Genomic DNA, 22,919 nt, shown 5'->3' on the forward strand with positions numbered 1-22,919 from the left:
CCCAGAAACCTGAGGACGGACGGGGCAGGCAGACCGCTACAGCCTACCCAGGAGCGTTATAGGCTCCTTATGCTTCCAGGTCGAAAGCCTCCATCGGGGGGCATTCGCACACGAAGTTACGGTCACCACCAGCGCCATCAATGCGACCCACCGAAGTGAAGTACTTGTTAGCGCGCAGGCTCGGTACAGGGAAAGCTGCCTGGGTACGGCTGTAGGGGCGATCCCACTCATCAGCGCTCACCACATCAACGGTGTGCGGTGCGTTGCGCAGAACCGAATCCTCCACAGCGACCTTGCCCTCAGCCACCTCGATAATCTCGTCGTAGATGGTCTCCATTGCCTCAATGAAGCGGTCCAGCTCTTCCTTCGACTCAGACTCAGTCGGCTCAACCATCAGGGTGCCCGGAACCGGGAACGCCAGAGTCGGAGCGTGGAAGCCGAAGTCCATCAGACGCTTGCAGACGTCCTCAGCAGTCACGTGAGACTGATCAGTCAGCTGACGCAGGTCCAGGATGCACTCGTGAGCGACCAGACCGCCGGGGCCGGTGTACAGCACCGGGTACTTGTCGTTAAGCTTCTTCGCAATGTAGTTAGCGTTCAGAACCGCGTACTGCGAAGAGTCCTTCAGACCCTGAGCACCAGTCATCGCAATGTACATCCAGCTAATCGGCAGAACACCGGCAGAACCGAAGAACGCCTGAGAAATCGGCAGTGCAGCATCGTTGGGGAGCTTACCTTCAGCATCAGCGCGGTATGCGTCGCCGGGCAGGAACTTCGCCAAGTGCTCACGAACAGCCAGCGGGCCAACACCGGGGCCGCCACCACCGTGAGGAATGGAGAAGGTCTTGTGCAGGTTCAGGTGCGAAACGTCGCCGCCGAACTTACCGGGCTGAGCGAAGCCCATCTGAGCGTTCAGGTTCGCGCCATCCAGGTACACCTGGCCGCCAGCCTCGTGAACCAGCTGGCAAACCTCAGCAACCTGCTCCTCAAACACACCGTGAGTGGAAGGGTAGGTAATCATGATGCCGGCAACCTTGGGGCCGTACTTCTCAATCTTTGCCTTCAGGTCGTCAACATCAATCGAACCGTCAGCCGCAGTTGCCACACCGGCAACCTTCAGACCAGCCAGAGCAGCAGATGCCGCGTTGGTGCCGTGAGCAGACAGCGGAATCAGGACGGTATCGCGCTCGTGGTCACCGTTAGCCTCATGGAAGGAACGGATAGCGCGCAGACCAGCGTACTCACCGGTCGCACCCGAGTTCGGCTGCAGCGAGATAGCATCGTAACCGGTAATAGCAACCAGCCACTCGCTCAAATCCTTAATCAGCTCGTGCCAGCCCTCAGCCTGATTCTCCGGGACCAGCGGGTGGATGTTCGCGAACTCAGGCCAGGAGATGGGCTCCATCTCAGCGGCCGCGTTCAGCTTCATAGTGCACGAACCCAGCGGAATCATGGTGCGGTCAAGTGCCAGATCCTTGTCAGCGAGGTGACGCAGGTAGCGCATCATCTCGGTCTCGGAACGGTACTTGTGGAAAATCGGGTGCTGCATGTAGTCATCGGTACGCAGCAGCTCAGCGGGCAGATCGTACTGTGCATCTGCCTCACCCAGGGTGCCGCCCAGAGCCTCAACCAGGCCCTTGAGCAGCTCCTCACCGTGAGACTCACCCACGGAAATACCAACACGGTTCTCGTCGAAGCGGCGGATGTTCACGCCAGCTTCCAGAGCCTTCGCAACCAGCTCGTCGGCACGGCCAGCAGCCTCCACCACGACGGTATCGAAGAAAGTATCGTGAGTGATACCGTAGCCCGCAGCCTTCAGCGCGGTAGCAACACGAGCGGCGTTAGTGTGCAGGCGGTTCGCGATAGCGCGCAGACCCTCAGGACCGTGGTACATCGCGTAAGCGCCAGCAACAATCGCCAGCAGAGCCTGAGCAGTACAAATGTTGGAAGTAGCCTTCTCACGGCGGATGTGCTGCTCGCGAGTCTGCAGAGCCAGACGGTACGCAGGCTTACCAGCCGAATCCTTAGAAACACCCACCAGACGGCCAGGCATGGTACGCTCCATGCCCTTGTGAACAGCCATGTACGCAGCGTGGGGGCCACCGAAGAAGAAGGGCAGACCGAAACGCTGAGTGTTACCCACAGCGATATCAGCACCCAGCTCACCCGGAGACTTCAGCAGGGTCAGAGCCAACAGGTCAGCGACCACAGTGACCAGGGCGTTACGCTCCTTAGCGGCCTTAATCAGCGGCTCAATATCGCGAATATCGCCTTCATTGCCGGGGTACGCCAGGACGATACCGTACAGGTCGCCCTCGGGCAGACCCTCAGAGAAATCAGTAATGACGAAGGGAATGCCGAGCATCTCTGCACGGCCGCGAGTCACCGAAATAACCTGAGGCAGGCAACGGGAGTCAATAGCAAAGAAGCCGTTCTTCACCTTGCGGTTTGCACGGTACATCATGACAGCTGCTTCAGCCACTGCTGACGCCTCATCCAGCAGGGAGGAGTTTGCAATCTCCAGGCCGGTCAGCTCCATCACGGTGTTCTGGAAGTTCAGCAGAGCCTCCAGACGACCCTGAGAAATCTCAGCCTGGTACGGGGTGTAAGAAGTGTAGAAACCGGGGTTTTCCAGAATGTTACGGCGCAGAACTGCGGGAGTTACTGCATCGTAGTATCCGGCACCAATCATCTGGGCGAGAACCTTATTCTTCGCAGCATAGCCGGCGATCTTTGCCTGAGCCTCATGCTCCGACAGCGGAGCAGGCAACTGCAATTCGCCGTCAAGGCGAATCTGGGAGGGGACGACAGCGTCCATCAGCGCATCCAGGGAAGAGTATCCCAGGGTTTCGAGCATCTGCTCTGCGTCTGCGGAACGGGGGCCGAGATGACGATCAATAAAGGACATAGGATTCTCCTATTGGTCGGCGCAAACCGTAGAGGGGTCACGTCGCGCTATTGCGACGAGTCGAACACTTTAAAGTGTCCCACATCTCCACAAAGTTTCGCTAGCTTTACCAACATTCGACATGCCCAAACATCAAACTCTTCTGCCCCGCCAAAGCCCACCCCTGTCAGACGACAAAACAGCAAAAAAGCACAAAGTCCGGCTCGTTCCCTCCGAAGAGAAAACGAGCCGGACTCAGTCAAAGCAAACTTCGCATACATCCTGCAGAAGGATGTACTAGAAGAACCTACTTAGCGTGGTTGGGCTTGCCACCGTGCGGCACCAGGAATGCCGACAGGAAAGCCAGAGCCGCAGTCACAGCCAGCAGCATCAGACCGATGAAGTAGTTGTTCTCAGCCTGGTTGTAGGTTGCACCCATCACCAGCGGCGGGAAGAAACCACCCAGAGCGCCAGCAGCAGCAACCACACCGGACACCGCACCAACGTTCTTCGGATCAGCCGCACGAGCCACCCAGCCGAAGACCGAGCCGTGGCCCAGACCCAGAAGAGCAGCCATCAGGATGAAAACAGCACCATACACGTGCTCAGCATCAGGCTGGAACGCGGTAATAACTGCCAGGATCACCACACCACCCAGGGAGATGAGGGTGATAATCTTCGGACCGAACTTATCAGCCAGCACACCACCGAAGGGACGAGCAATCACAGCAGCAACCGCAAAGCCAGCCGCACGCATACCAGCGTCGTTAGCGTTGAAGTTGTAGATGTTGCTCAGGTAAGTAGGCAGGTAGTTCGAGAATGCCACGAACGCACCGAACACAACAGCGTAGAGGAAGCACAGCTGCCAAGTGGTCTTCACCTTGAATGCCTGAACAATCTTCGGCATCAGCGGAGTAACCTCACGGCCGATGGTTGCCGGGGAATCCTTCAAGAAGAAGAAAGAGATAGCAGCGGTTACAGCACAGATAACAGCAATCAGAACGTGAGTCTGGAAGTAACCAATACCCTGCACCAGGCGGGGGGTAGCGAATGCAGAAATTGCAGTACCCACCATGCCGGCACCGAACACACCGGTCGCAAAACCCTTCTTGGAAGCGTCATACCATGCGGAACTGAAGGGAATACCCACAGCGAACACGGTACCCGCAATACCCAGGAAGAACGCCACAACAAGCAGCATGGGCAGCGAGTTCATCTGACCAGCAACACCAACCAGGAAGACCAGGGGTGCGCTAATCGCCAGAACAGCGGTGAACATAATACGACCACCGTAGCGGTCAGTCAGACCACCAACGGGAATACGGCCGATAGCGCCGATGAAAATCGGCATAGCAACCAGAAGGCTGGTCATACCAGCGTCCAGGTGCATCTGCTTTGCGTACATCTTGGCCAGCGGGCCAACAACGGTCCACGCCCAGAAACCAATGGTCGAGGCGAAGGTTGCAAGCAGAACGTTACGGAGCTGACCATTCTTCAGGTCGTAGCTCGGTGCAGCAGGGGTGCTCATATTTCCTCTTTTGCAATATGGATATGTGTATTAGCGGTCGGCGCGCTCACGCGGGAGAGTACCAACCGGATCCCAACCTCGACGTGCACCAACACGCTGGCCGCCACGAGAGCGGTACACGGTGTAGGGGCGGAAGAGGTAGTGCAGAGGCACAGTCAGTGCATGCACCAGGCGGGTAAACGGCCAAATGATGAACAGAACCATAGCCACCACGATGTGAATCTTGAAAGCCACAGGAATATTCACCATCAGAGCCACCTCAGGGTGGAAGTAGAACAGCGAACGGAACCACACAGAAATGGTCTCACGGTAGTTGAAGTGAACCTCGTGACCATTCACCGGAGGCAAACCACCCGAGGGGTTCACTGCCGAAATTAGAGTAGCCGCAGTACCGGCGAGAATCACCAGAACCAAAACGACATACATGAAAACGTCATTACGAGTGGTAGCCGAACGCACACGAGAGTTCGAAACACGGCGACCAATCAGAACAAACATACCAACAATGGTTGCGACCGCAGCAACAGAACCGCCAGCCAGCGCCACAATGTGGTAAGTGTCCTCCGAAATGACCAGGTCGGTGAATGCCTTAGGCACCAGCAGACCACCAACGTGGCCAAGGAAAACGGCCGCAAGACCGTAATGGAACAGGGGCGAAGCGATGCGCAACAGCTTCGATTCATAGACCTGGGACGAGCGGGTAGTCCATCCGAACTGGTCAGTACGGTAACGCCAAATGGTGCCACCAATCAGAATGACCAGTGCAACATAGGGCAGAACGCCCCACAGCAGGATGTCAACAATACCCGGATCGGCTACAGCCTGTGCAGCATGTCCTGCGTTCTCAGAAGCAAGTACGTACACGTGTTGTCTCCTCACAAGGGATAAAACTAGTTAGAACGAGCCGAAGCCTGCTGGAGCAGCTGATGATCAGCGTAGCCATTCAGGCCAACAGTCTCGACGGGAGGGCCGTAGCCAGCCATCTTCTGGACCTCCTCCTGAGTCTGCGGAGAGACGCCAGGAAGGGTATCGCAGATGCTCTGCAACAACCCGTAGTGGGGCAGATTTCCGTCCTTCATGGACAGACGAAGAAGCTCAAGGGACGGACGGTACGCCTGCAAAGCGGAACGTCCCTTACGGCGATCCACCAACGCACAGAACTCCAGCACCAGCGGCAGGTAGTCCGGAAGCTCACCATTCAAAACGGTCAACATACCGGAGTCGCGGTACATCTGCTTAAAACGCAGGAGCGTCTCACCACGGCGGCGGGTATCACCATCGGTCCAGTAGGACAGATGCAGAGAATGACGACGTGAAAGGTCGTACTCCTGCACGTACTCGGACTGCACATCCTCCAGGTCCTTAGAAGTCAGCCACTGCTGAACCGCATCAACGGCAGCAATGAAAGCCTCATCCTGGGTGGAAGCGGTAATCTCCACCAGTTCAGGCAGAACCTTCAGAGTCTCCTCATCGGGGTAGCCCAGGAGCATACCGCTCACCTGGTAAATCACCGAGTCCTTATCCTCGCCGGGACCGTAATCGATATCAAACGGGTTCTCCGGCTGAGCCGGCTCCGAGACAGTAGCCTCGGAACCGGCCTTGCCCATGAGCTTGGAAAAGAATCCAGCCACTTATTACTTCTTTCCGGTGGTATTCGGGAAGAGGCCGTCAGGACGGGAAGAACCGTCCCAGCTGAACAAGCTGACCTTGTTGTTAGCCTCGTAGACACCGGTGGACACGGGGGTCGGGCGACCCTCCATGTCGTTGAACGCATCGCCGTACATGCCGGGTCCGCCATCCACGCTCAGGGAGCAGCCCATTTCCTCAAGGTTGTGGGCGTCCTCCATGTGAGCCTTCGGAATGACGTAACGCTCGTTGTACTTAGCGATAGCCATCAGGCGGTACATCTCGTACACCTGCTGACCGGTCATGCCAACTGCCTGAGCGATCTCCTCGTTGCCTTCGCCACCGAGGTTGATGTCACGCATGTACGAACGCATCGCAGCCAGGCGGCGCAGAACGTTAGTAACAACCTCAGTGTCGCCAGCGGTGAACAGCTCAGCCAGGTACTCAACCGGAATACGGAGAGACTCAATAGCGCCGAACAGGTTGTTGCTGTTCTCTGCGTCGTGGCCCTGCTCCTTGAGCAGGTCAACGATCGGCGACAGCGGCGGCACGTACCAAACCATGGGCATGGTGCGGTACTCGGGGTGCAGGGGCAGAGCCACCTTCCACTCCTTCGCCAGCTTGTACACGGGCGACTTCTGAGCTGCAGTAATCCACGCATCGGGGATGTCGTTCTTACGAGCCTGCTCAATCACAGCCGGATCCGAAGGATCAAGCATCAGCGACAGCTGAGCCTCGTAGAGATCCTTCTCGTCCTCAACCGAAGCAGCCTCAGTCACGCGGTCTGCATCGTAGAGGAAGATGCCGATGTAGCGCATACGACCAACACAGGTCTCAGCACACACGGTCGGAATACCAGCCTCAATACGGGGGTAGCAGAAGGTACACTTCTCAGCCTTACCCGTCTTGTGGTTGAAGTACACCTTCTTGTAGGGGCAACCGGTGATGCACTGACGCCAACCGCGGCAACGGTCCTGGTCAACCAGAACGATGCCGTCCTCAGCACGCTTGTAGATAGCGCCGGAGGGGCAAGAAGCCATGCAGGAGGGGTTCAGGCAGTGCTCACAAATACGAGGCAGGTAGAACATGAAGGTCTGCTCGAACTCGAACTTAATCTTGTCCTCAGCCTTCTTGCGAACCTTCTCAACCAGCGGGTCCAGGTGACCGTACTCGGTCGCACCAGCCAGGTTGTCGTCCCAGTTCATACCCCACTCGACCTTGGTGTCCTCACCGGTGATGAGGGATACCGGCTTAGCAGCCGGGAAGTCATCACCCAGAGGAGCACTGGTCAGGTTCTGGTAATCGTAGGTCCAGGGCTCGTAGTAGTCGTTCAGCTCGGGCTGAATCGGGGAAGCGAAAATCGTGAAGAGCTTCTGGAAGCGGTTACCGCTCTTGAGCTCCAGACGACCGCGCTTATTCAGCACCCAGCCGCCCTTCCACTTCTCCTGATCCTCGTAACGGCGGGGGTAACCCTGACCGGGACGAGTCTCAACGTTGTTGAACCAGACGTACTCGGTACCGGCTCGGTTCGTCCATGCCTGCTTACAGGTCACGGAGCAGGTGTGGCAGCCGATGCACTTATCGAGCGCCATCACCATAGCAACTTGTGCCATAACGCGCATTAGAAAGTTACCTCCTGGGACTTACGGCGACGGATGTACGAGACGATGTCTCGCTGGTTACCGGTCGGTCCGAGATAGTTGAAGGCGAACGCCTGGTGAGCGTAGCCACCAATCATGTGGGTGGGCTTCAGAAGAATACGGGTCACCGAGTTGTGAATACCACCGCGCTTACCGGTGACTTCAGACTTCGGGCTAACCATACGCTCCTGAGCGTGGTAGACGAAGCAGACGCCCTCGGGCATACGGTGAGAAACAACCGCACGACCAACGAAGACACCATTGGTGTTCACACACTCAATCCACTCGCCATCCTTGACGCCAATCTTGTCAGCGTCCTGCGGGCTCATCCATGCAGTCGGGCCACCACGGAACATGCTCAGCATGTAGTGGTTGTCGAAGTACTGCGAGTGAATTGCCCACTTGTTGTGCGGGGTCAGGTAGCGAACAGCAACCGAAACACCATCGGTAGTACCGAGCTCGGGCTCGTTGTACAGACCGGTCATGTCCAGCGGCGGACGGTAAATCGGCAGAGCCTCGCCCATTTCGTGCATCCAGTCGTGGTCGAGGAAGAAGTGCATACGGCCGGTCAGGGTGTGGAACGGCTTCTTCTTCTCGATGTTGACGGTGAACGGAGCGTAGCGGCGACCGCCGGTCTCCGAACCGGACCACTCGGGGGAGGTCATCACGGGCTGCGGTGCAGACTGGGTCATGGGGAAGGTGATACGACGTTCCTCGTTACCTTCTGCCAGGTCCATCAGGTGCAGACCGGTCTGCTTCTCGAGCTCCTTGAAGCCCTTGATAGCAACCTCACCGTTAGAAGTACCCGAAATCATCATGATGGATTCGGCAATCTTCACGTCGGTGTCCAGTGCAGGACGGCCTGCGCCCTTACCGGAGTCCATCACACCGAATTCCTTAGCCATCTTCGCGACTTCGTCCTTCAGGTCATAAGTGATGAACTTGGTGGTTGCACCGAGCTTGTCGAACAGCGGGCCAACGGTGGTGTACATGTCGTACAGTGCGCCGTAGTCGCGCTCGACGGTGACGAAGTTCGGCATGTTCTTGCCGGGTACACCCTCCATACCGGGGGTGTTCTTCCAGTCGGGTGCGTGACCGCCGGGCTGAGCAATCTGGCCGGGGGTGTCGTGCAGCAGCGGGACCGAAACGATGTCCTTACGGACGCCGAGGTGCTTCTTAGCCAGGCGAGTGAACTCGTACGCCAAAGCCTTGAAGGTCTCGTGGTCGGTCTTTGCCTCCCACGGCGGGTCAATTGCCGGGGAGAACGCGTGCAGGAACGGGTGCATATCGGTCGAGGAGATATCGTGCTTCTCGTACCAGGTTGCAGTCGGCAGAACGATGTCAGACAGCAGGGTGGTGGAGGTCATACGGAAGTCCGAGGTGACCAGCAGATCCAGCTTGCCCTGAGGTGCGTCGTCAACCCACTTCACTTCGTTCGGAAGCTTCTCCGAATCGGAGCCCTGGACGTTGTCCATGCTGCCGACCAGGTGCTTCAGGAAGTAGCTCTCACCCTTAGCGGAGGAACCGAACAGGTTCGAACGCCACAGGGTCAGGGTACGAGGCCAGTTGACGGGGTTGTCAACGTCCTCAACGGAGAACTCCAGATCACCGGAGTTCAGGCGCTTTGCAATGTAGTCCGCGTTCGAGGAAGCCTCGCCGCGTGCCACAGCCTGCTCTGCCTTGTCTGCCAGGTCCAGCGAGTTCTCGGGGAACTGCGGGTAGAACGGCATCCAGCCCATACGGGTAGAACGTGCCACAACGTCAGCAGTGTGAACGTCGCGCAACTCGCCCTTAGCCAGCGGGGACTGCAGGTAGTCGGTGGAGTATGCATCCTGACGGAACTGGTCAGTGTGCATGTACCAGAAGCCGGTACCGATCATGTGACGCGGCGGGCGGCTCCAGTCCAGAGCGTTCGCAATGTTGGTCAGACCGGTCAGCGGACGTGCCTTCTCCTGGCCCACGTAGTGAGCCCAACCGCCACCGTTACGACCCTGGCAACCGGTCAGGTTCAGCAGGGCGAGGATAGCGCGGTAGGTGGTGTCAGCGTGGTACCACTGGCAGATACCCGCACCGAAGATGACCATGGAGCGACCGCCGGAGTCCAGGGCGCTCTTGGCGAACTCGCGGGCAACGCGGATAACAGCCTCAGCGGGGACCGAAGTAATCTGCTCCTGCCATGCAGGGGTGTTCTGAACGTTCCAGTCCTCGTAGTCCTTAGCCCAGGTACCGGGCAGGCCCTCACGGCCCACACCGTACTGTGCCAGCATGATGTCGAAGACGGTGGTGACTTCGTGGCCTTCAACGTAGGCTACGGGCACACCGCGGGTAATGACGTCGCCGTGACCCTTCGGGTTGTCGAAGGTCGGCATCTTGATTTCTGCAGCTGCAGTCTGACCCTGGGGCAGGTCGCGGATCGACAGAATCGGCTTACGACCCTGCAGGTCCAGGTTCCACTTGCCCTGGTCTTCCTGAGCGTAACGGTGACCCATGGTGCCGTTGGGTACGAAGACCTCACCGGTCTCACGGTCCATCAGGACGGGCTTGAAGTCAGCGTTCGGCTGCTCAGCCTCACCAGCAAGCTTAGCTGCGGTCAGGAACTTGGAGGGGACCTTAACGCCGTCTTCACGGGTTTCCAGGGTGACCAGGAAGGGAAGGTCGGTGTAGGTCAGGGAGAAGTCCTCGAAGAACTCGACACGCTGGTCGACGTAGTTCTCCTTGAGGATGACGTGGCCCATCGCCATTGCCAGTGCCGCGTCGGTACCTGCCTGTGCGGGCAGCCACTCGTCAGCGAACTTGGTGTTGTCGGCGTAGTCGGGGCTCACGGTGACAACCTTGGTACCGCGGTAGCGAACCTCGGAGACCCAGTGAGCATCCGGGGTACGGGTCAGCGGAACGTTTGCACCCCACAAGATGAGGTATGCAGCGTCCCACCAGTCGCCGGACTCGGGCACGTCGGTCTGGTCGCCGAACACCTGCGGGGAAGCCACGGGGAGGTCAGCGTACCAGTCGTAGAAGCTGGTCATGACGCCGCCCATCAGCTGGATGTAACGAACACCCGCGCTGAAGGAGACCATGGACATTGCCGGAATCGGGGTGAAGCCGGTGTTACGGTCGGGACCGTAGTACTTAATGGTGTGCACGTGAGCAGCAGCCATCAGCTCGAGAGCCTCAGCCCAGGTCGAGCGCACCAGACCACCCTTACCGCGTGCGTTCACGTAGCGTGCACGCTTGGCAGGGTCGGACACGATGGAGTGGAATGCGTCCACGGGATCGTTGTGGATTGCCTTCGCTTCGCGGTACATCTCCAGCAGGAGACCGCGAACGTAGGGGTACTTAACGCGGGTGGGAGAGTAGGTGTACCACGAGAATGCTGCACCGCGGGGGCAACCGCGGGGCTCGTACTCGGGGCGGTCGGGACCAACCGAGGGGTAGTCGGTTTCCTGTGCTTCCCAGGTGATAATGCCGTCCTTGACGTACACCTTCCAGGAGCAGGAGCCGGTGCAGTTCACACCGTGGGTAGAGCGAACTTCCTTATCATGGCTCCAACGGTCGCGGTAGAAGGCGTCACCTTCGCGGCCGCCTTCACGGAAGACGGCGCGGCCGTCTTCAGTCTCATCCCAGCGGGAGAAGAACTTACCGAACTTGATCAGCTGATCGGTAAGGGGGCCGTCCGGGCCCTTAATCTGTGATGCTTGTTCCATACTGCCCAATATATCGGATATTTGGCATGGAAAATACGAGATAAAAACCTTGCCTAATTCATACGAAATAAGGGTGTTTTAGACCGTAAGCCAGGCAGAAATTCCACCCTCAAGCATGTACACAGAACGCTCCTCCAGAGGGGCTATTTCACGAGCAGCCTCAACCGTTCTGGTGTATCCAGTGCAGTAAATAACGATTTTCTGGGCATTTGCGGGGATTTTACGCTCAATCAAGGCCTTGAGGGAGCCATTTCGAGCCGCTTCAAGCAATTCAGTGAGAGGCAGATTGATAGCACCGTCAATCGCAAAAGCATCGAATTCCACCCGCTCACGAACGTCCAAAAGGGCAATATTTTCACCCGATGACACCTTTTTAAGGTCCTGAGCGCTCATCGAGCGGGGCTTCGAGTCGACAGAAGGGCTTATAAAATCCTGAGAAATATTACGAATTGTTACATGATTTTTGGGCTTATGGCTCGTTTCTTGAGGCAAAATGGCACTTTTCTTAGGTACAGCTTGCACGCTAGCTACAAGAGGTATATATTCCCACCTCCCGCTTAACGCTGAATATAGGCCAACCTCACCCATGAGCGGCTCCCCCACCCCGGTCAGCAGCTTCACCGCTTCCATGGCCATCGCAGCACCCACCACGCCAGCCATAGCACCCACCACACCGGCGGTACTACACGACGGCACGCTACCTTCCGCAGGAGCATGAGGATACAAATCCTCATACACAGGACCGCGCCCCGCCCAAAACACACTCAGCTGCGCATCAAAGCCAAGAATCGCAGCCCACACATGCGGGATCCCCGCACGCGCTGCCGCCGCCGACACCACATAACGCGACTCAAAATTATCGCTACCATCCAGCACCAGATCAGCGTCAGCCAGAAGCTCATCAACATTCGCCTCCGTCAGGCGCTCACGCACCGGCACAACCTCGATAAAAGGATTCAGCGAGCGCAAAGACTCTGCGGCGGACTCAGCCTTAGAATTACCCACCCTGGCGTGCGTATGAATCACCTGGCGGTGCAGATTCGAAGCATCCACGACGTCATCATCAACCACCACAATCTGACCGACTCCGGCACCCGCCAGGTACAGCAGAGCGGGAGCACCCAAACCACCGGCGCCCAGCACCACCACACGCGCGCCCTTGAGCGCCAGCTGAGCCTCATACCCCATTTCGGGCAGGATCAGCTGACGAGAATAGAACGCACGCTCAGCGGCAGAGAGCTCGCTCGCGCCGGTTGAAGGCTGAGAAGACATAGGGATTCCTCGAGTCACGTAGTAGAGGGTGGCTTGCGCTTTCAGAGCGCCAAGCATCAAGAAGAATAAGCCTGCCCGAGAGAAATCCCCCTGACAGGCTTATATAGAGATATCAGAATATTCAGAAGGCTAAGCAGGCGAAGTGTCCACACCAACCCACTCGATGCTTCCATCGAGCAGTTCCTGTTCCTTCCAAATCGGCACACGAGCCTTCACCCGGTCAGCCACCAGCTCACAGGCATCAAACGCGCGGCCACGGTGAGCAGCCGCCGCTATCACGGTCAGAGCCGACTCACCAATAGCAATCGGACCCACACGATGCACAGCCCACAGACGCACACCGTCCAGCTCGGCAGCAACCTCGGCGGCAACCTCCGCAATATATTCACGAGCCTGCGGATGCGCACTATAGGACAGCCCGCGCACCGCACTACCGTGATCATGGTTGCGTACAATACCGTCAAAAATTACCAGCGCACCCATAGCGTCAGTCATGACCTCAGCCTTAGCCGCCGCGTACAGCGGCTCCAAGGGAGCCTCCGTAATATCGGTGAACACCACGGTCGAACCACTCGGCTCAGCACCGTGCGCACCCGAATGGTCCAGGGATTCTTCGTTCTGCGTCTTAGTGGTCATGGTAGTCCTCCATCTGGCGGCAAATGTGCTCAACAAGCGGGTCGAGGGTTGCCACGCCGTCCTTCACGCCACCGCGCGAACCGGGCAGGGTCATCACGAAGGTTCGGTCAATAACACCCGCCACGCCGCGTGAAAGCACCGCCGCGGGAACGTTCTTCAGACCGTTCATCCAGAAGGCGTGCATGATGCCGGGTACTTCCTTGTCCAGGTGGGGGCGAACCGCCTCCACGGTCTGGTCGTCAGAGTTCAGACCGGTACCACCGCTGGTCAGGATGAAGGTCGGCAGGTTACCGTTCTTCTTACCTTCGGCCACCAGGGTGTTGAAGTACTCGACAATATCGCGGTCTTCAATGACCACGGCATCCGGGGTGTCGAAACCGCGCGAGCGCAGCCACTCCACAGCGATGGGGCCGGACTTATCCTCGTACACGCCGCGGGCTGCACGGGTGGAGGCGACAATAACCAAGCCGGTGAGGTTCTCGGGCATGGTGTAGTCTTCGCTACTCATTGGAATTCCTTTTCTGTATCTATCAGATGACGAGGGGGGCGGTGCGCCGCCGCAGCTTAGGAGTCCTCGCGGACGGACCAGTCGCCGGACTTGCCGCCGCTCTTCTCCAGAACACGGATATCGGTAATGACGGCGTGCTTATCGACTGCCTTAATCATGTCGAAAACGGTCAGCGCCGCCGAGGAGACGGCGGTGAGCGCCTCCATCTCTACGCCGGTGACGCCACGGGTCTTCACGGACGCCTCAATACGCACAAAGTCGGTGCCGCGCTCAAAGTCCACCGTAATCTTACCCAGGGGCAGCGGGTGGCAGAGGGGAATGATTTCCGGGGTGCGCTTAGCGCCCATGATGCCGGCAACACGTGCAACGGGAAGAGCGTCGCCCTTGGGCAGATCGGCATCAAAAATCATGGCAATCACGTCTTCGCGGGTGCGCACGGTCGCCTCAGCCAGGGCGGTTCGGGTAGTGACCGACTTCTCCGTAACGTCCACCATGTGTGCCGAGCCGTCGGCGCGCACGTGGGTCAGTTCCTGGTTGGGCTGAGAGGTAGAGGTCATCGTTTCTCCTGGCTTCTGCGCGGTGTTCTTCTGCCGCGATTCGTTACTTGGTGTGAGTCTCAATTATTCCCTGTCGCTCTGGCTGGGAACAATGCGGGGGTGCGTCGCCTAGTTATCGGTGAGGCGGATGCGGTGGTAGGGTACCGCTTCTCCCCCGGTGTAGGTGGTTCCGGGCGCCAGCTCAATGAGCACATCCGCCTGTGCGGCGCGGTGTAGCAGGTGCGAGCCGGAGAGCACGTCGGGGTAGAGCTCCACCCGGTAGGTTCCGGGCTCGACCTCGACCATGGCGAGGGTACCGCGCAGGAACTGGCGCTTGGTCGCCGGTGCGGTAAGCGGGGTGTCGGTGACGAGCACGCCGCGCGGTGCGTTGTTCAGCGTTGCCTGTTCGGAGGCGACCGCATAGGGCACTCCGTAGGGGCCGCCGGCACGCAGATAGGGGCGCAGAATCAGGGCGTACGAGATGAGGGTGCTCACCGGGTTGCCGGGGAAGGAAATCATGGGCACGCGGTGTCCCTTGAAATCGAGAACATTTACGCCCTGCGGTCCGCCGGGCTGCTGGCTGACATGCCCAAACCAGGAGACGGGCACCAGGATGTCGGCTTCGTGTGCCTTGGCGATGGCGTTGCGCACCACTTCGTATTTACCGTGGCTAATGCCTCCGGAGGTGATGATGATGTCCGGCGCGAAACTCTCGTATTCTGCTGCGAGGCGGTGCAGCAGCTCTACGGGGTCGTCACCGATAGCGATGCGGCGCACCTCCGCCCCGTCTTCGCGGAGCATGGCGGTGAGCATGGGGCCGTTGGCGTCAAAAATCTGGCCTTGACCGAGCTCCTGGGTGGTGGCGCTTCCGTCTTCTTCAACGCCGGAGAGGATTTCGTCGCCGCCGGTGCACACGAGCACGCGAGGACCGGCCGCAACGGTCAGGCGCGCATAGCCCTGGGAGGCGAGCGCACCAAGCAGGGCGGGGGTGATGCGTTCGCCGGCACGTGCAAGGATCTGGCCGGTGACGACGTCTTCGCCGCGGCGGCGCACGAACTGTCCGGGCTTGCCGGGGGCGAGTTTAACCTTTTCGCTGGGGCGGCCGAAGGATTCGGGCAGGTCGGGGTATTCGATGCGTTCGGACTGTTCGACGGGGATGACGGCGTCGTAGCCCTTGGGCATGGGTGCGCCGGTCATGATGGGGTAGGTCAGGTCGTCGGAGGAGCGGGAACGCTGGAGGGGGCGGCCGGCGGGGATTTCGCGTCCGACGGTGAAGATGCGGTCTTCGCGTTCTGCAGCTTCGGCGGTGAGGGCGTAGCCGTCCATTTGGGAGTTGTCGAAGCTGGGTACATCCATGCGTGCGGTGACGTCTTGGGCGAGGATGCGTCCTGCCGCTTGGTAGAGGGGAACCGTTTCTGCGGTGCCGATGAAGACTTCGCGTAGCAGTAGTGCCAGGTAGGCGCGGTATTCTTCGGTGCTGGGGGTTCCGTTGAATTCGGGGGAAATCATGGCGGTTCCAATCGTGCGGCGGCAGTTATGACTAGTGTAGGCGTGTGTTTGTGTACTGGTAAATGCAGTTTTGCCTAATGACCGGTGTGTGCCGGGGGCGTGCGGGGCAAGTGATGGGGTGGTTTATCGGGTGCTTTCGCGTAGTTTTTTCAGGGCGCGAATCAGGCCGAGGACCCCGAAGATTCCTAGGTAGAGACTGATGAGAATCAGGGCGCTTCCGAGGGCACTGGGGATGTCGCTGCTGTTGATGGCCAGGTCGATAGCGAGGGGTATGGTTTGGGTTTTGCCTTGCACGTTACCGGCAAAGGTGACGGTTGCGCCGTATTCGCCGAGGGCGCGGGCGAAGGAGAGCAGGAAGGCGGTGGCCAGGCCGGGCGCGGCGAGGGGCAGCAGTACTTTGAAGGTGATTTCTGCTGGTTTAGCGCCTTCGACGAGGGCGATTTCTTCGTATTCGCGGGGAATAGCCTGCAGGGTGGTGACCGCGGTGGCAACGAAGAAGGGTAGGGCGACGAAGACCTGGGCGATAATCACCGCGTTGGGGGTGAAGGGAATGGAGATTCCTGCCTGGTAGAGGTAGGTGCCAATCATGCCTTTGCGTCCCCAGAAGAAGAGTAGCCCGAGACCGGAGACGACCGGCGAGAGAATCACCGGGGTGTAGATGATGGCGTAGAGGACCGACCCGAACCGATGTAGCCGCGAGCGGTTGAGCACTTTGGAGAGCACGAGCGCCAGGGGTGCACCAAGAAGCCCACAGATGAGGGTGGAGGCGGCGGCGGTACTGAGGGAGAGGTTTGCCGCCCCGAGCACCTGCGGGGTGAAGATGCTGCCGAGCTGGCTCCAGGGGATGTTGAGGAAGAGCCCGAGGAGCGGTCCGGCAATGAGGAAAATACCCAGCGACGCCGGAACCAGGAAGAGCACGGGCACGGAGGCGAAGAGCCTGCTTCCGGGTGTGCGTGAGGTTCCGGCGTTGCGGCGGGTAGCGGTAGTGTCTGTCATGGGTGGCGAGACGCGGGTTGTTCCCTACTGTGTTGAATTACTTTGCGGTGCTGAAGCCGTAGTCGGTGAGAATCTTCTTCGCCTCATCGGAGCTCTTCAGCCATTCGTTGAACTTCTTCGCGGCTTCGGAGGAGGAGCCGGTCTTGCTCAGCGCTGCGGGGTATTCGTTGCGTTCCACGTCGGTCAGTTCGACAGAGCCGAGGTTGGCGCCCTTCTTCTTGGCTGCGGCGAGGTCGGTGGTGTAGATGAAGCCCGCGTCGGCGTTACCGGTGGTGACCTTGGTTGCTACGTCGGTGACCTTGCTTTCGGTGGTTGCGTTCTTGAGGGTGATGTCGTGCTTCTTCAGTTCCTGGTGGGCGATGGTGCCGCAGGGAACGTCTTCCTTGCAGACTGCGACGACGCCTTCGGTGGTCTTGAGGTCGTCGAGGCTGTTGATCTTGCCGGGGTTGCCTTCGGCGGTGACGAGCACGAGCTTGTTGGTGACCAGAACGTTGGTTTCGGAGTTGGAGAACTGGTCGAGCTTCTTTGCCTTGTCCATGTTCTTGGTGTCTGCGGTGATGAGCAGGTCGGGGGTTGCGCCCTGCTCGATCTGATTGACGAGCTTTGCGGAGCCTTCGTAGACGAAGGTGACGTCTACGCCGGGGTTGGCGGCTTCGTATGCCTTTTCGAGGTCTGCACCGGCGTTGTTCAGGGATGCTGCGGCGAAGACTTCTACCTTGCCGGAGGCTGCCTGGCTGCTTGCAGCAGATGCGGTGGACGAAGAGGAGCTCTGGGTGGCGCCGCATCCGGTGAGGGCGAGGGTTGCTGCCGCGAGCGCGCTGAGGGCTGCGAGAGGGCTCTTCATGAGGTATTTCCTTGGTTGGTTCGTACTGCTATTGAAGGTGAGGTGCGTCCATGTGCGGGCTTTATGTGACGTTCCGTGTACGTCCCTAGCTTGTACACGCGGCGTTGCTTCGTCGTGGTTGTCTGCTGTGGCGCAGTTGTAACTTACCCTGCACACACTATGTACGGGGCGCCGGAACATGGAATAATCATATTGTCACCTGAAATATGCAAATTTTCCACATAGGTTTTACATGGCGTACACGGCGAATTCGGCCTCTTCTGAACTCATTGCGGGCCCAACGTTAAGCACCTTATCTTCTGCGGAGGGTAACGGGGCTGCTTTTGTTACGCCCGAAAAATCTGAGAGCGGCGTCAAGCCTGCGCGTAAGCTCCCTAATATTACGAACAGCGGTCCGCTCTTGGACCGTTGGGGTCGCGTGGCGACGGATCTGCGTATCTCTCTGACCGATAAATGTAATCTTCGTTGCATTTATTGCATGCCGGCGGATGGTTTGCAGTGGCTTCCGAAGGATAATCTGCTCTCCGCCGAGGAGATTGCGCGCCTTGCCGATATTGCGATCACTGAGCTGGGCGTGGAGGAGATCCGCTTTACCGGTGGTGAGCCGCTGGTCCGCGCTGATTTGGTGGACATTATTTCTCGCATCCATGAGGCGCATCCGAGCATTCCGTTGGCGATTACGACGAACGGTATTGGTTTGGAGAAGCGTGCCGCCGCCCTGGCGGAGGCTGGTCTGACCCGCATCAATGTTTCTCTGGATACGATTTGCCGTGAGACCTTTGCCGAGCTGACCCGCCGCGATAAGCTCGACGCCGTGCTCAAGGGTATTGACGGTGCGGCGGAGGCTGGTCTGTGGCCCATCAAGATTAATGCTGTGCTGATGCCGGGCCTGAATGATGATCAGGCTCCGGAGCTTCTGCGCTGGGCGTTGGCGGGCGGCTATCAGCTGCGTTTCATTGAGCAGATGCCACTGGATGCAGATAACCGTTGGACCCGTGAGGGCACCATTACTGCCGCTGAGATTCGCGAGAAGCTGTCGGCTGAGTACGTTCTGGGTTCGGTGACTGAGGCTCGCGGCGACTCCCCCGCTCAGCTGTGGGAGGTGTACCCGCTCGGTACTGCCCTCGATGAGGCAGGCTTCCCGACCGACGGCACCGAGTCGCTGGGCCGCGTGGGCATTATCGCGTCGGTGACGGAGTCGTTCTGCAATGCGTGCACCCGCACCCGTCTGACGGCGGACGGCAAGATTCGCTCCTGCCTGTTCTCCGATACCGAGACTGATCTGATGCAGCTTCTGCGTTCTGGCGCTGACGATAAGGAGCTGGCTCTGCGCTGGCGTGAGGGCATGTGGTTTAAGCCGCGTGCGCACGGTAAGGAAGACGCTGACTTCGATATTGAGGAGTTCGCGAAGGCGAGCCGCTCGATGAGCGCTATTGGTGGCTAGGAAAGCCGCTGATTCATCAGCCGAAGATGCGCGGATAAGGCTTTTGTTGGCTCTTACGTCCGTGATTTTCGGCTGTTCCCTGACGTAAGGATTGAGGAGCATTATGCAGGTTCATTTTTTCGCTGCCGCGCGTTCTGCGGCGGGTACCGCGCAGCTGTCGGTGCCTCTGGCTGAGCTGCCGTCCGCGACTCTTGGCGCGCTCATTGAGCACCTGGGTCGGACCCTGGAGGGTACGACTCCTTCTGGTCTGACTCTTGCCCAGGTGATGGAGCAGTGCTCCTTCCTGGTCAACGGTGCCCGCTCGGAGGCGGATGTTGCCCTGCAGGATGCCGACCGTGTGGACGTTCTGCCTCCCTTTGCGGGTGGATAATGCCGGCGGATAAGATGCCCGGTTCCCCGCTCCCCGCTGAGGGTGATTTTTCATGCGCCGCGGTCATTGTTGCCGGAGGCGCTTCTCGCCGTCTTGGGCACGTGCCGAAGGCGTCTCTGTCTGATGGCACCAGCACTCTGCTGGATTGTGCTTTGAACGCAGCTGCGGTTGCTTTTCCGCGTGTGGTGGTGGGTCCTGAGAGCTTGCCGTTGCCTACCGGGGTGTTGCGTACTCGTGAGGATCCGCCGTTTTCGGGTCCTGCCGCGGCGATTCATGCCGGGTTGGAGTGTATTGCGGCGGATTGTGAGCGCTCGCAGACCCCGTTGCCGGGCTGGTGCCTGATTTTGGGTGTGGATACTCCGCGTATTGCTCCGGCGGTTCAGCAGCTGATTGCCGCGGCACGAAGTGCTGAGCAGGTAGCGGCTACCCTCTCCCCCACCGGTTCTAAAGCGCCCAGTGACTCTGAAGCTTCTGAGGGTTTCTGGGGTGTTTCTGAGGGCATCTATCAGCCGCTGGTGGGTATTTACCGTTTTGAGGCGATCCGTTCGGTCTTTTCGACCGGTACGACTGACGCTTCTGTTCGTTCTTTTTTGCGCCGTCTGAACCCCGCGGCGGTGGAGATGTCTGCCGCTGATACCGCCGATGTTGATACCTGGGAGCAGGCGCAGGCTCTCGGCTATACGACCTCGCTCTGGTCGAGTTATTAGCACGAGTTATTAGCATCTGAGGCGCGCGGGAGCGCTAGTTGCCAAGCTACGAGTACCCTAGTGGTAGGTCTTAACGCCCGACCGGGCGATGTTTTTGAGCTCGCGCGCTGTTGCGCGTCCCGCACACACTTTTACGAGGTACGATGTCTCACCATATTCCTTCTGTTTCGTGGCAGCAGGCCCGCCAGATTCTGCATGAGCAGGGCCTGGAGATTGCTCACCATGTGAAGACGGAGTCTTTGCCGCTGTTGGCGACGATTGACCACTATTTGGCGGACGATGTCTATTCGATGATGCCGGTGCCCCACTACAGCTCTTCGGCGATGGACGGTTACGCTGTGGCGGGTGCGCCTCCGTGGCGTCTGGTAACCCCGGCGTACCCGGAGGATTCTCGCGCAAATATTCACCGTCTGACGGTGCCGATTGCTCCGGGTGAGGCGACTCCGATTCTGACGGGTGGTTTGATTCCGGAGGGCGCTGAGGCGATTGTGCGTGAGGAGCATTCCCGCCTGTATGAGGGTGCTGAGGCTTCTTCTCGTCCGGGCGTGAGCGCTCATTTGGAGACTCAGTCGAGCATTCATTACCTGGATATTGCGGAGGGTTTTGAGCCTCCGGCGCCGGGTGCTGATATTCGCCATGCCGGTGCTGAGCTGGAGCGTGGCGAGCTGTTGGCACGCCACGGCGACCGTATCTCTGCGCGTATGGCGGCGTTCTTGGGCACGAATGGTTTTGATGAGTTGCCGGTGTATGCTCCGATTCCGGTGCGTTGCGCGTTTACGGGTAATGAGGTCATTACGTTTGGTGTGCCGGCGCCGGGTCAGGTGCGTGATGCGTTTGGCGGCTTTATGGAGCATGCGATTATTTCTGCTGGCTGTGAGGCGCGCCCTTCGATTCGCCTGGCGGATGTTGAGTCTGAGTTCCGCACGTTCTTGTCCACGTCGACGGCTCGTGTGCTGGTGTTTACGGGCGGGTCGAGCACTTCGGGTGTTGATTTGGTGCGTAAGGTGCTCAACGATATGGGTGCGACGTATCTGTTTGAGTCGGTGGATGTGCGTCCGGGGCACCCTGCATTGGCTGCGCGCCTGCCGGTTCCGGAGACAGGCCCGAATTCGGGTCGTGAGCGTTTTGTGCTGGGTCTGCCGGGTAATCCTTTGGCGGCTTACACTGCCCTGTATTCGTATTTGCCGCCGCTTCTGGCTGGTATGAGGGACATGCCTCTACCGGAGCTGGATTCTGCGGTTCTGGGTGAGCCTGTTGATACGTTGCGTAAGCCGGCGGGGGCTCGTCTGCTTCCCGTGTCGGTGCGTGATGGTGTGGCGTATCCTCTGCCGAAGTCGGCGTCGCATATGCTGTCGTCGTTGGCGGCGGCTACTCACTGCGCGGTGTTGGATGATTCTTCGGTTCGGGGTTCTGCCCATGAGGTGGGGGCTCGGGTTCCGATTATTCCGGTGCTGTAGTAAGGCGCTATTTTCCGGCGTTGGAATGTTTATGCGGTATGCGGTCGGGGTATAGTAGAGAGATATGTCAATCGTTTAGCATACCGAAGGGAGCCTCCGTGGCTAAGCCCAAACTCAGCGACGTTGCAGCACTAGCGGGTGTCTCCCCCACCACGGTCTCCCGCGTGCTCAATAACCGCGGCTACCTGAGCGAAAGCACCCGCACCAAAGTCCACGAGGCAATGCGGGAACTCGGCTACCAACCCAACGCCATCGCTCGCAGCCTGCAGGGTCAGCGCTCGCAGATGGTGGGCCTCATCTTCCCGACGGTCGCGAACCCCTTCTACGGGGAGATGGTGTACCGCCTCGAAAGCCACCTCGCCGAGGCAGGCTACCGGGTCATTCTCTGCAATAGCGACGATCACCCCGAGCAGGAAAAGCGCTATCTGGAGATGCTCTTTGCCAATCAGGTGGACGGCATCATCAGTGGCGCCCACTCAGACACACTGGTCAATATTCCCCACGCACAGGCTCCCCTGGTGACCGTAGACCGCCTCGAAAGCGGTTTCTACCCGAATATCCGCTCCGATAACTACGGAGGCGCCCGCGCCGCCACGGAGCACCTCATTGCCACGGGTGCGCAGAATATCGTCCACGTGACTTCTACTCTGGGCGAGCATAATGAGCGTCAGCGCGGCTACCGCGAGGCAATGCTTGAGGCGGGGCTCATACCGGAGTTTGTGGAGCTGGGTTTCCGCCCCTCGCTAGGTATTAAGCGCGAGGTGCTCTACCGTTACCTGGATGAACGCGCCGAAAGCCCCGAGCCGGTGGACGCGGTCTTTGCTTCCAACGATAATTACGCCGCATTGGCGCTGGGGTGGGCACGTGCTCGAAACATCCGCGTTCCCGAGGATTTCCAGGTGGTAGGTTACGACGGTACGCAGAGCGTTCAACTGCTCATGCCGGAGCTTGCGACGGTGGTTCAGCCGATTGAGGGTATGGCGAAGCGTACCGCGCAGCGTCTGCTGCAGCTCATTGAGTTGCAGCAGGGAGAATCTACTGAGGAAGATGCTCCCCCGATTAGCCAGCCTGAGGATGTACTCCCCGTTGAGCTCCACCTGGGGGCAACGGTGCGTTCTATCCCAAACCTGGATCAGATTCAGCCTGATACCTCTGCCCCGGATGAGCTGCAATAAGAAGCCTCATCCTTTGACCATAAAAAGCCGCCCCACCGTGCGAGTGCTCACGGTGGGGCGGCTTTCGTTTATGTATTTATCGG

General features: G+C 59.0%; 18 protein-coding genes. 5 read left to right on the forward strand and 13 right to left on the reverse strand.

The window, feature by feature from the left end:
* Positions 1-67 precede the first annotated feature (67 nt).
* The 13 genes from gcvP to modA form a co-directional block, all read right to left on the reverse strand.
* Entirely contained in the window at positions 68-2,908 is a 2,841-nt protein-coding gene (gcvP, locus tag RQ593_RS03585) for an aminomethyl-transferring glycine dehydrogenase (protein ID WP_311449842.1), read from the reverse strand.
* Positions 2,909-3,194: 286 nt separating this feature from the next.
* A complete protein-coding gene (locus RQ593_RS03590) occupies positions 3,195-4,415 on the reverse strand; it encodes a nitrate/nitrite transporter (protein WP_005504924.1) in 1,221 nt (406 codons plus the stop codon).
* A 30-nt stretch (positions 4,416-4,445) separates the two neighbouring features.
* The gene (gene narI, locus RQ593_RS03595; RefSeq protein ID WP_070642956.1) at positions 4,446-5,279 is read right to left on the reverse strand and encodes a respiratory nitrate reductase subunit gamma; all 834 of its coding nucleotides are present in this window, start codon (positions 5,277-5,279) and stop codon (positions 4,446-4,448) included.
* Positions 5,280-5,305: 26 nt separating this feature from the next.
* A complete protein-coding gene (gene narJ, locus RQ593_RS03600; RefSeq protein WP_005504922.1) occupies positions 5,306-6,046 on the reverse strand; it encodes a nitrate reductase molybdenum cofactor assembly chaperone in 741 nt (246 codons plus the stop codon).
* A 3-nt stretch (positions 6,047-6,049) separates the two neighbouring features.
* Positions 6,050-7,663 carry a nitrate reductase subunit beta gene (gene narH, locus RQ593_RS03605; RefSeq protein ID WP_005504921.1) on the reverse strand — a complete coding sequence of 538 codons (1,614 nt, stop codon included), beginning with the start codon at positions 7,661-7,663 and terminating at the stop codon, positions 6,050-6,052.
* Entirely contained in the window at positions 7,663-11,382 is a 3,720-nt protein-coding gene (locus RQ593_RS03610; protein WP_311449843.1) for a nitrate reductase subunit alpha, read from the reverse strand. Before RQ593_RS03610 ends, narH begins: the two co-directional genes overlap by 1 nt.
* A 78-nt stretch (positions 11,383-11,460) precedes the next feature.
* Positions 11,461-12,654, reverse strand: a complete 1,194-nt coding sequence (locus RQ593_RS03615; RefSeq protein WP_311449844.1) for a ThiF family adenylyltransferase — start codon at positions 12,652-12,654, stop codon at positions 11,461-11,463.
* Positions 12,655-12,783: 129 nt separating this feature from the next.
* The gene (locus RQ593_RS03620) at positions 12,784-13,290 is read right to left on the reverse strand and encodes a molybdenum cofactor biosynthesis protein MoaE (protein ID WP_311449845.1); all 507 of its coding nucleotides are present in this window, start codon (positions 13,288-13,290) and stop codon (positions 12,784-12,786) included.
* Complete coding sequence (locus tag RQ593_RS03625; RefSeq protein ID WP_005508377.1) at positions 13,280-13,798, reverse strand: molybdenum cofactor biosynthesis protein B; 519 nt, start codon at positions 13,796-13,798, stop codon at positions 13,280-13,282. The genes RQ593_RS03620 and RQ593_RS03625 overlap by 11 nt, the downstream gene beginning before the upstream one ends.
* A 56-nt stretch (positions 13,799-13,854) precedes the next feature.
* On the reverse strand, positions 13,855-14,355 hold the full coding sequence (gene moaC / locus RQ593_RS03630; RefSeq protein WP_044150196.1) for a cyclic pyranopterin monophosphate synthase MoaC: 501 nt from the start codon (positions 14,353-14,355) through the stop codon (positions 13,855-13,857).
* A 108-nt stretch (positions 14,356-14,463) separates the two neighbouring features.
* Entirely contained in the window at positions 14,464-15,843 is a 1,380-nt protein-coding gene (locus tag RQ593_RS03635) for a molybdopterin molybdotransferase MoeA (protein WP_311449846.1), read from the reverse strand.
* 123 nt (positions 15,844-15,966) lie between these two features.
* Positions 15,967-16,839 (reverse strand): ABC transporter permease, encoded by an 873-nt coding sequence (locus RQ593_RS03640; protein ID WP_303979891.1) that lies wholly within the window; start codon positions 16,837-16,839, stop codon positions 15,967-15,969.
* A 37-nt stretch (positions 16,840-16,876) separates the two neighbouring features.
* Positions 16,877-17,683: a molybdate ABC transporter substrate-binding protein gene (modA, locus tag RQ593_RS03645; RefSeq protein ID WP_311449847.1), complete on the reverse strand. Its 807-nt coding sequence runs from the start codon at positions 17,681-17,683 to the stop codon at positions 16,877-16,879.
* Positions 17,684-17,915: 232 nt separating this feature from the next.
* Here modA and moaA point away from each other — a divergent pair, with 232 nt between their 5' ends.
* From moaA to RQ593_RS03670, 5 genes are all read left to right on the forward strand, one after another.
* Entirely contained in the window at positions 17,916-19,127 is a 1,212-nt protein-coding gene (moaA, locus tag RQ593_RS03650) for a GTP 3',8-cyclase MoaA (RefSeq protein WP_070846812.1), read from the forward strand.
* A gap of 103 nt (positions 19,128-19,230) precedes the next feature.
* Positions 19,231-19,497: a MoaD/ThiS family protein gene (locus RQ593_RS03655; RefSeq protein WP_297605427.1), complete on the forward strand. Its 267-nt coding sequence runs from the start codon at positions 19,231-19,233 to the stop codon at positions 19,495-19,497.
* Positions 19,497-20,204, forward strand: a complete 708-nt coding sequence (locus RQ593_RS03660; protein ID WP_311449848.1) for an NTP transferase domain-containing protein — start codon at positions 19,497-19,499, stop codon at positions 20,202-20,204. Before RQ593_RS03655 ends, RQ593_RS03660 begins: the two co-directional genes overlap by 1 nt.
* A gap of 143 nt (positions 20,205-20,347) precedes the next feature.
* Positions 20,348-21,661, forward strand: coding sequence for a molybdopterin molybdotransferase MoeA (locus tag RQ593_RS03665; protein ID WP_311449849.1), 1,314 nt, complete (start codon positions 20,348-20,350; stop codon positions 21,659-21,661).
* Between the two features lie 98 nt (positions 21,662-21,759).
* Positions 21,760-22,836, forward strand: coding sequence for a LacI family DNA-binding transcriptional regulator (locus RQ593_RS03670; RefSeq protein WP_311449850.1), 1,077 nt, complete (start codon positions 21,760-21,762; stop codon positions 22,834-22,836).
* The last annotated feature ends 83 nt before the right edge of the window (positions 22,837-22,919 follow it).

This window comes from uncultured Rothia sp. (genome assembly GCF_963507905.1).
GTDB lineage: Bacteria > Actinomycetota > Actinomycetes > Actinomycetales > Micrococcaceae > Rothia.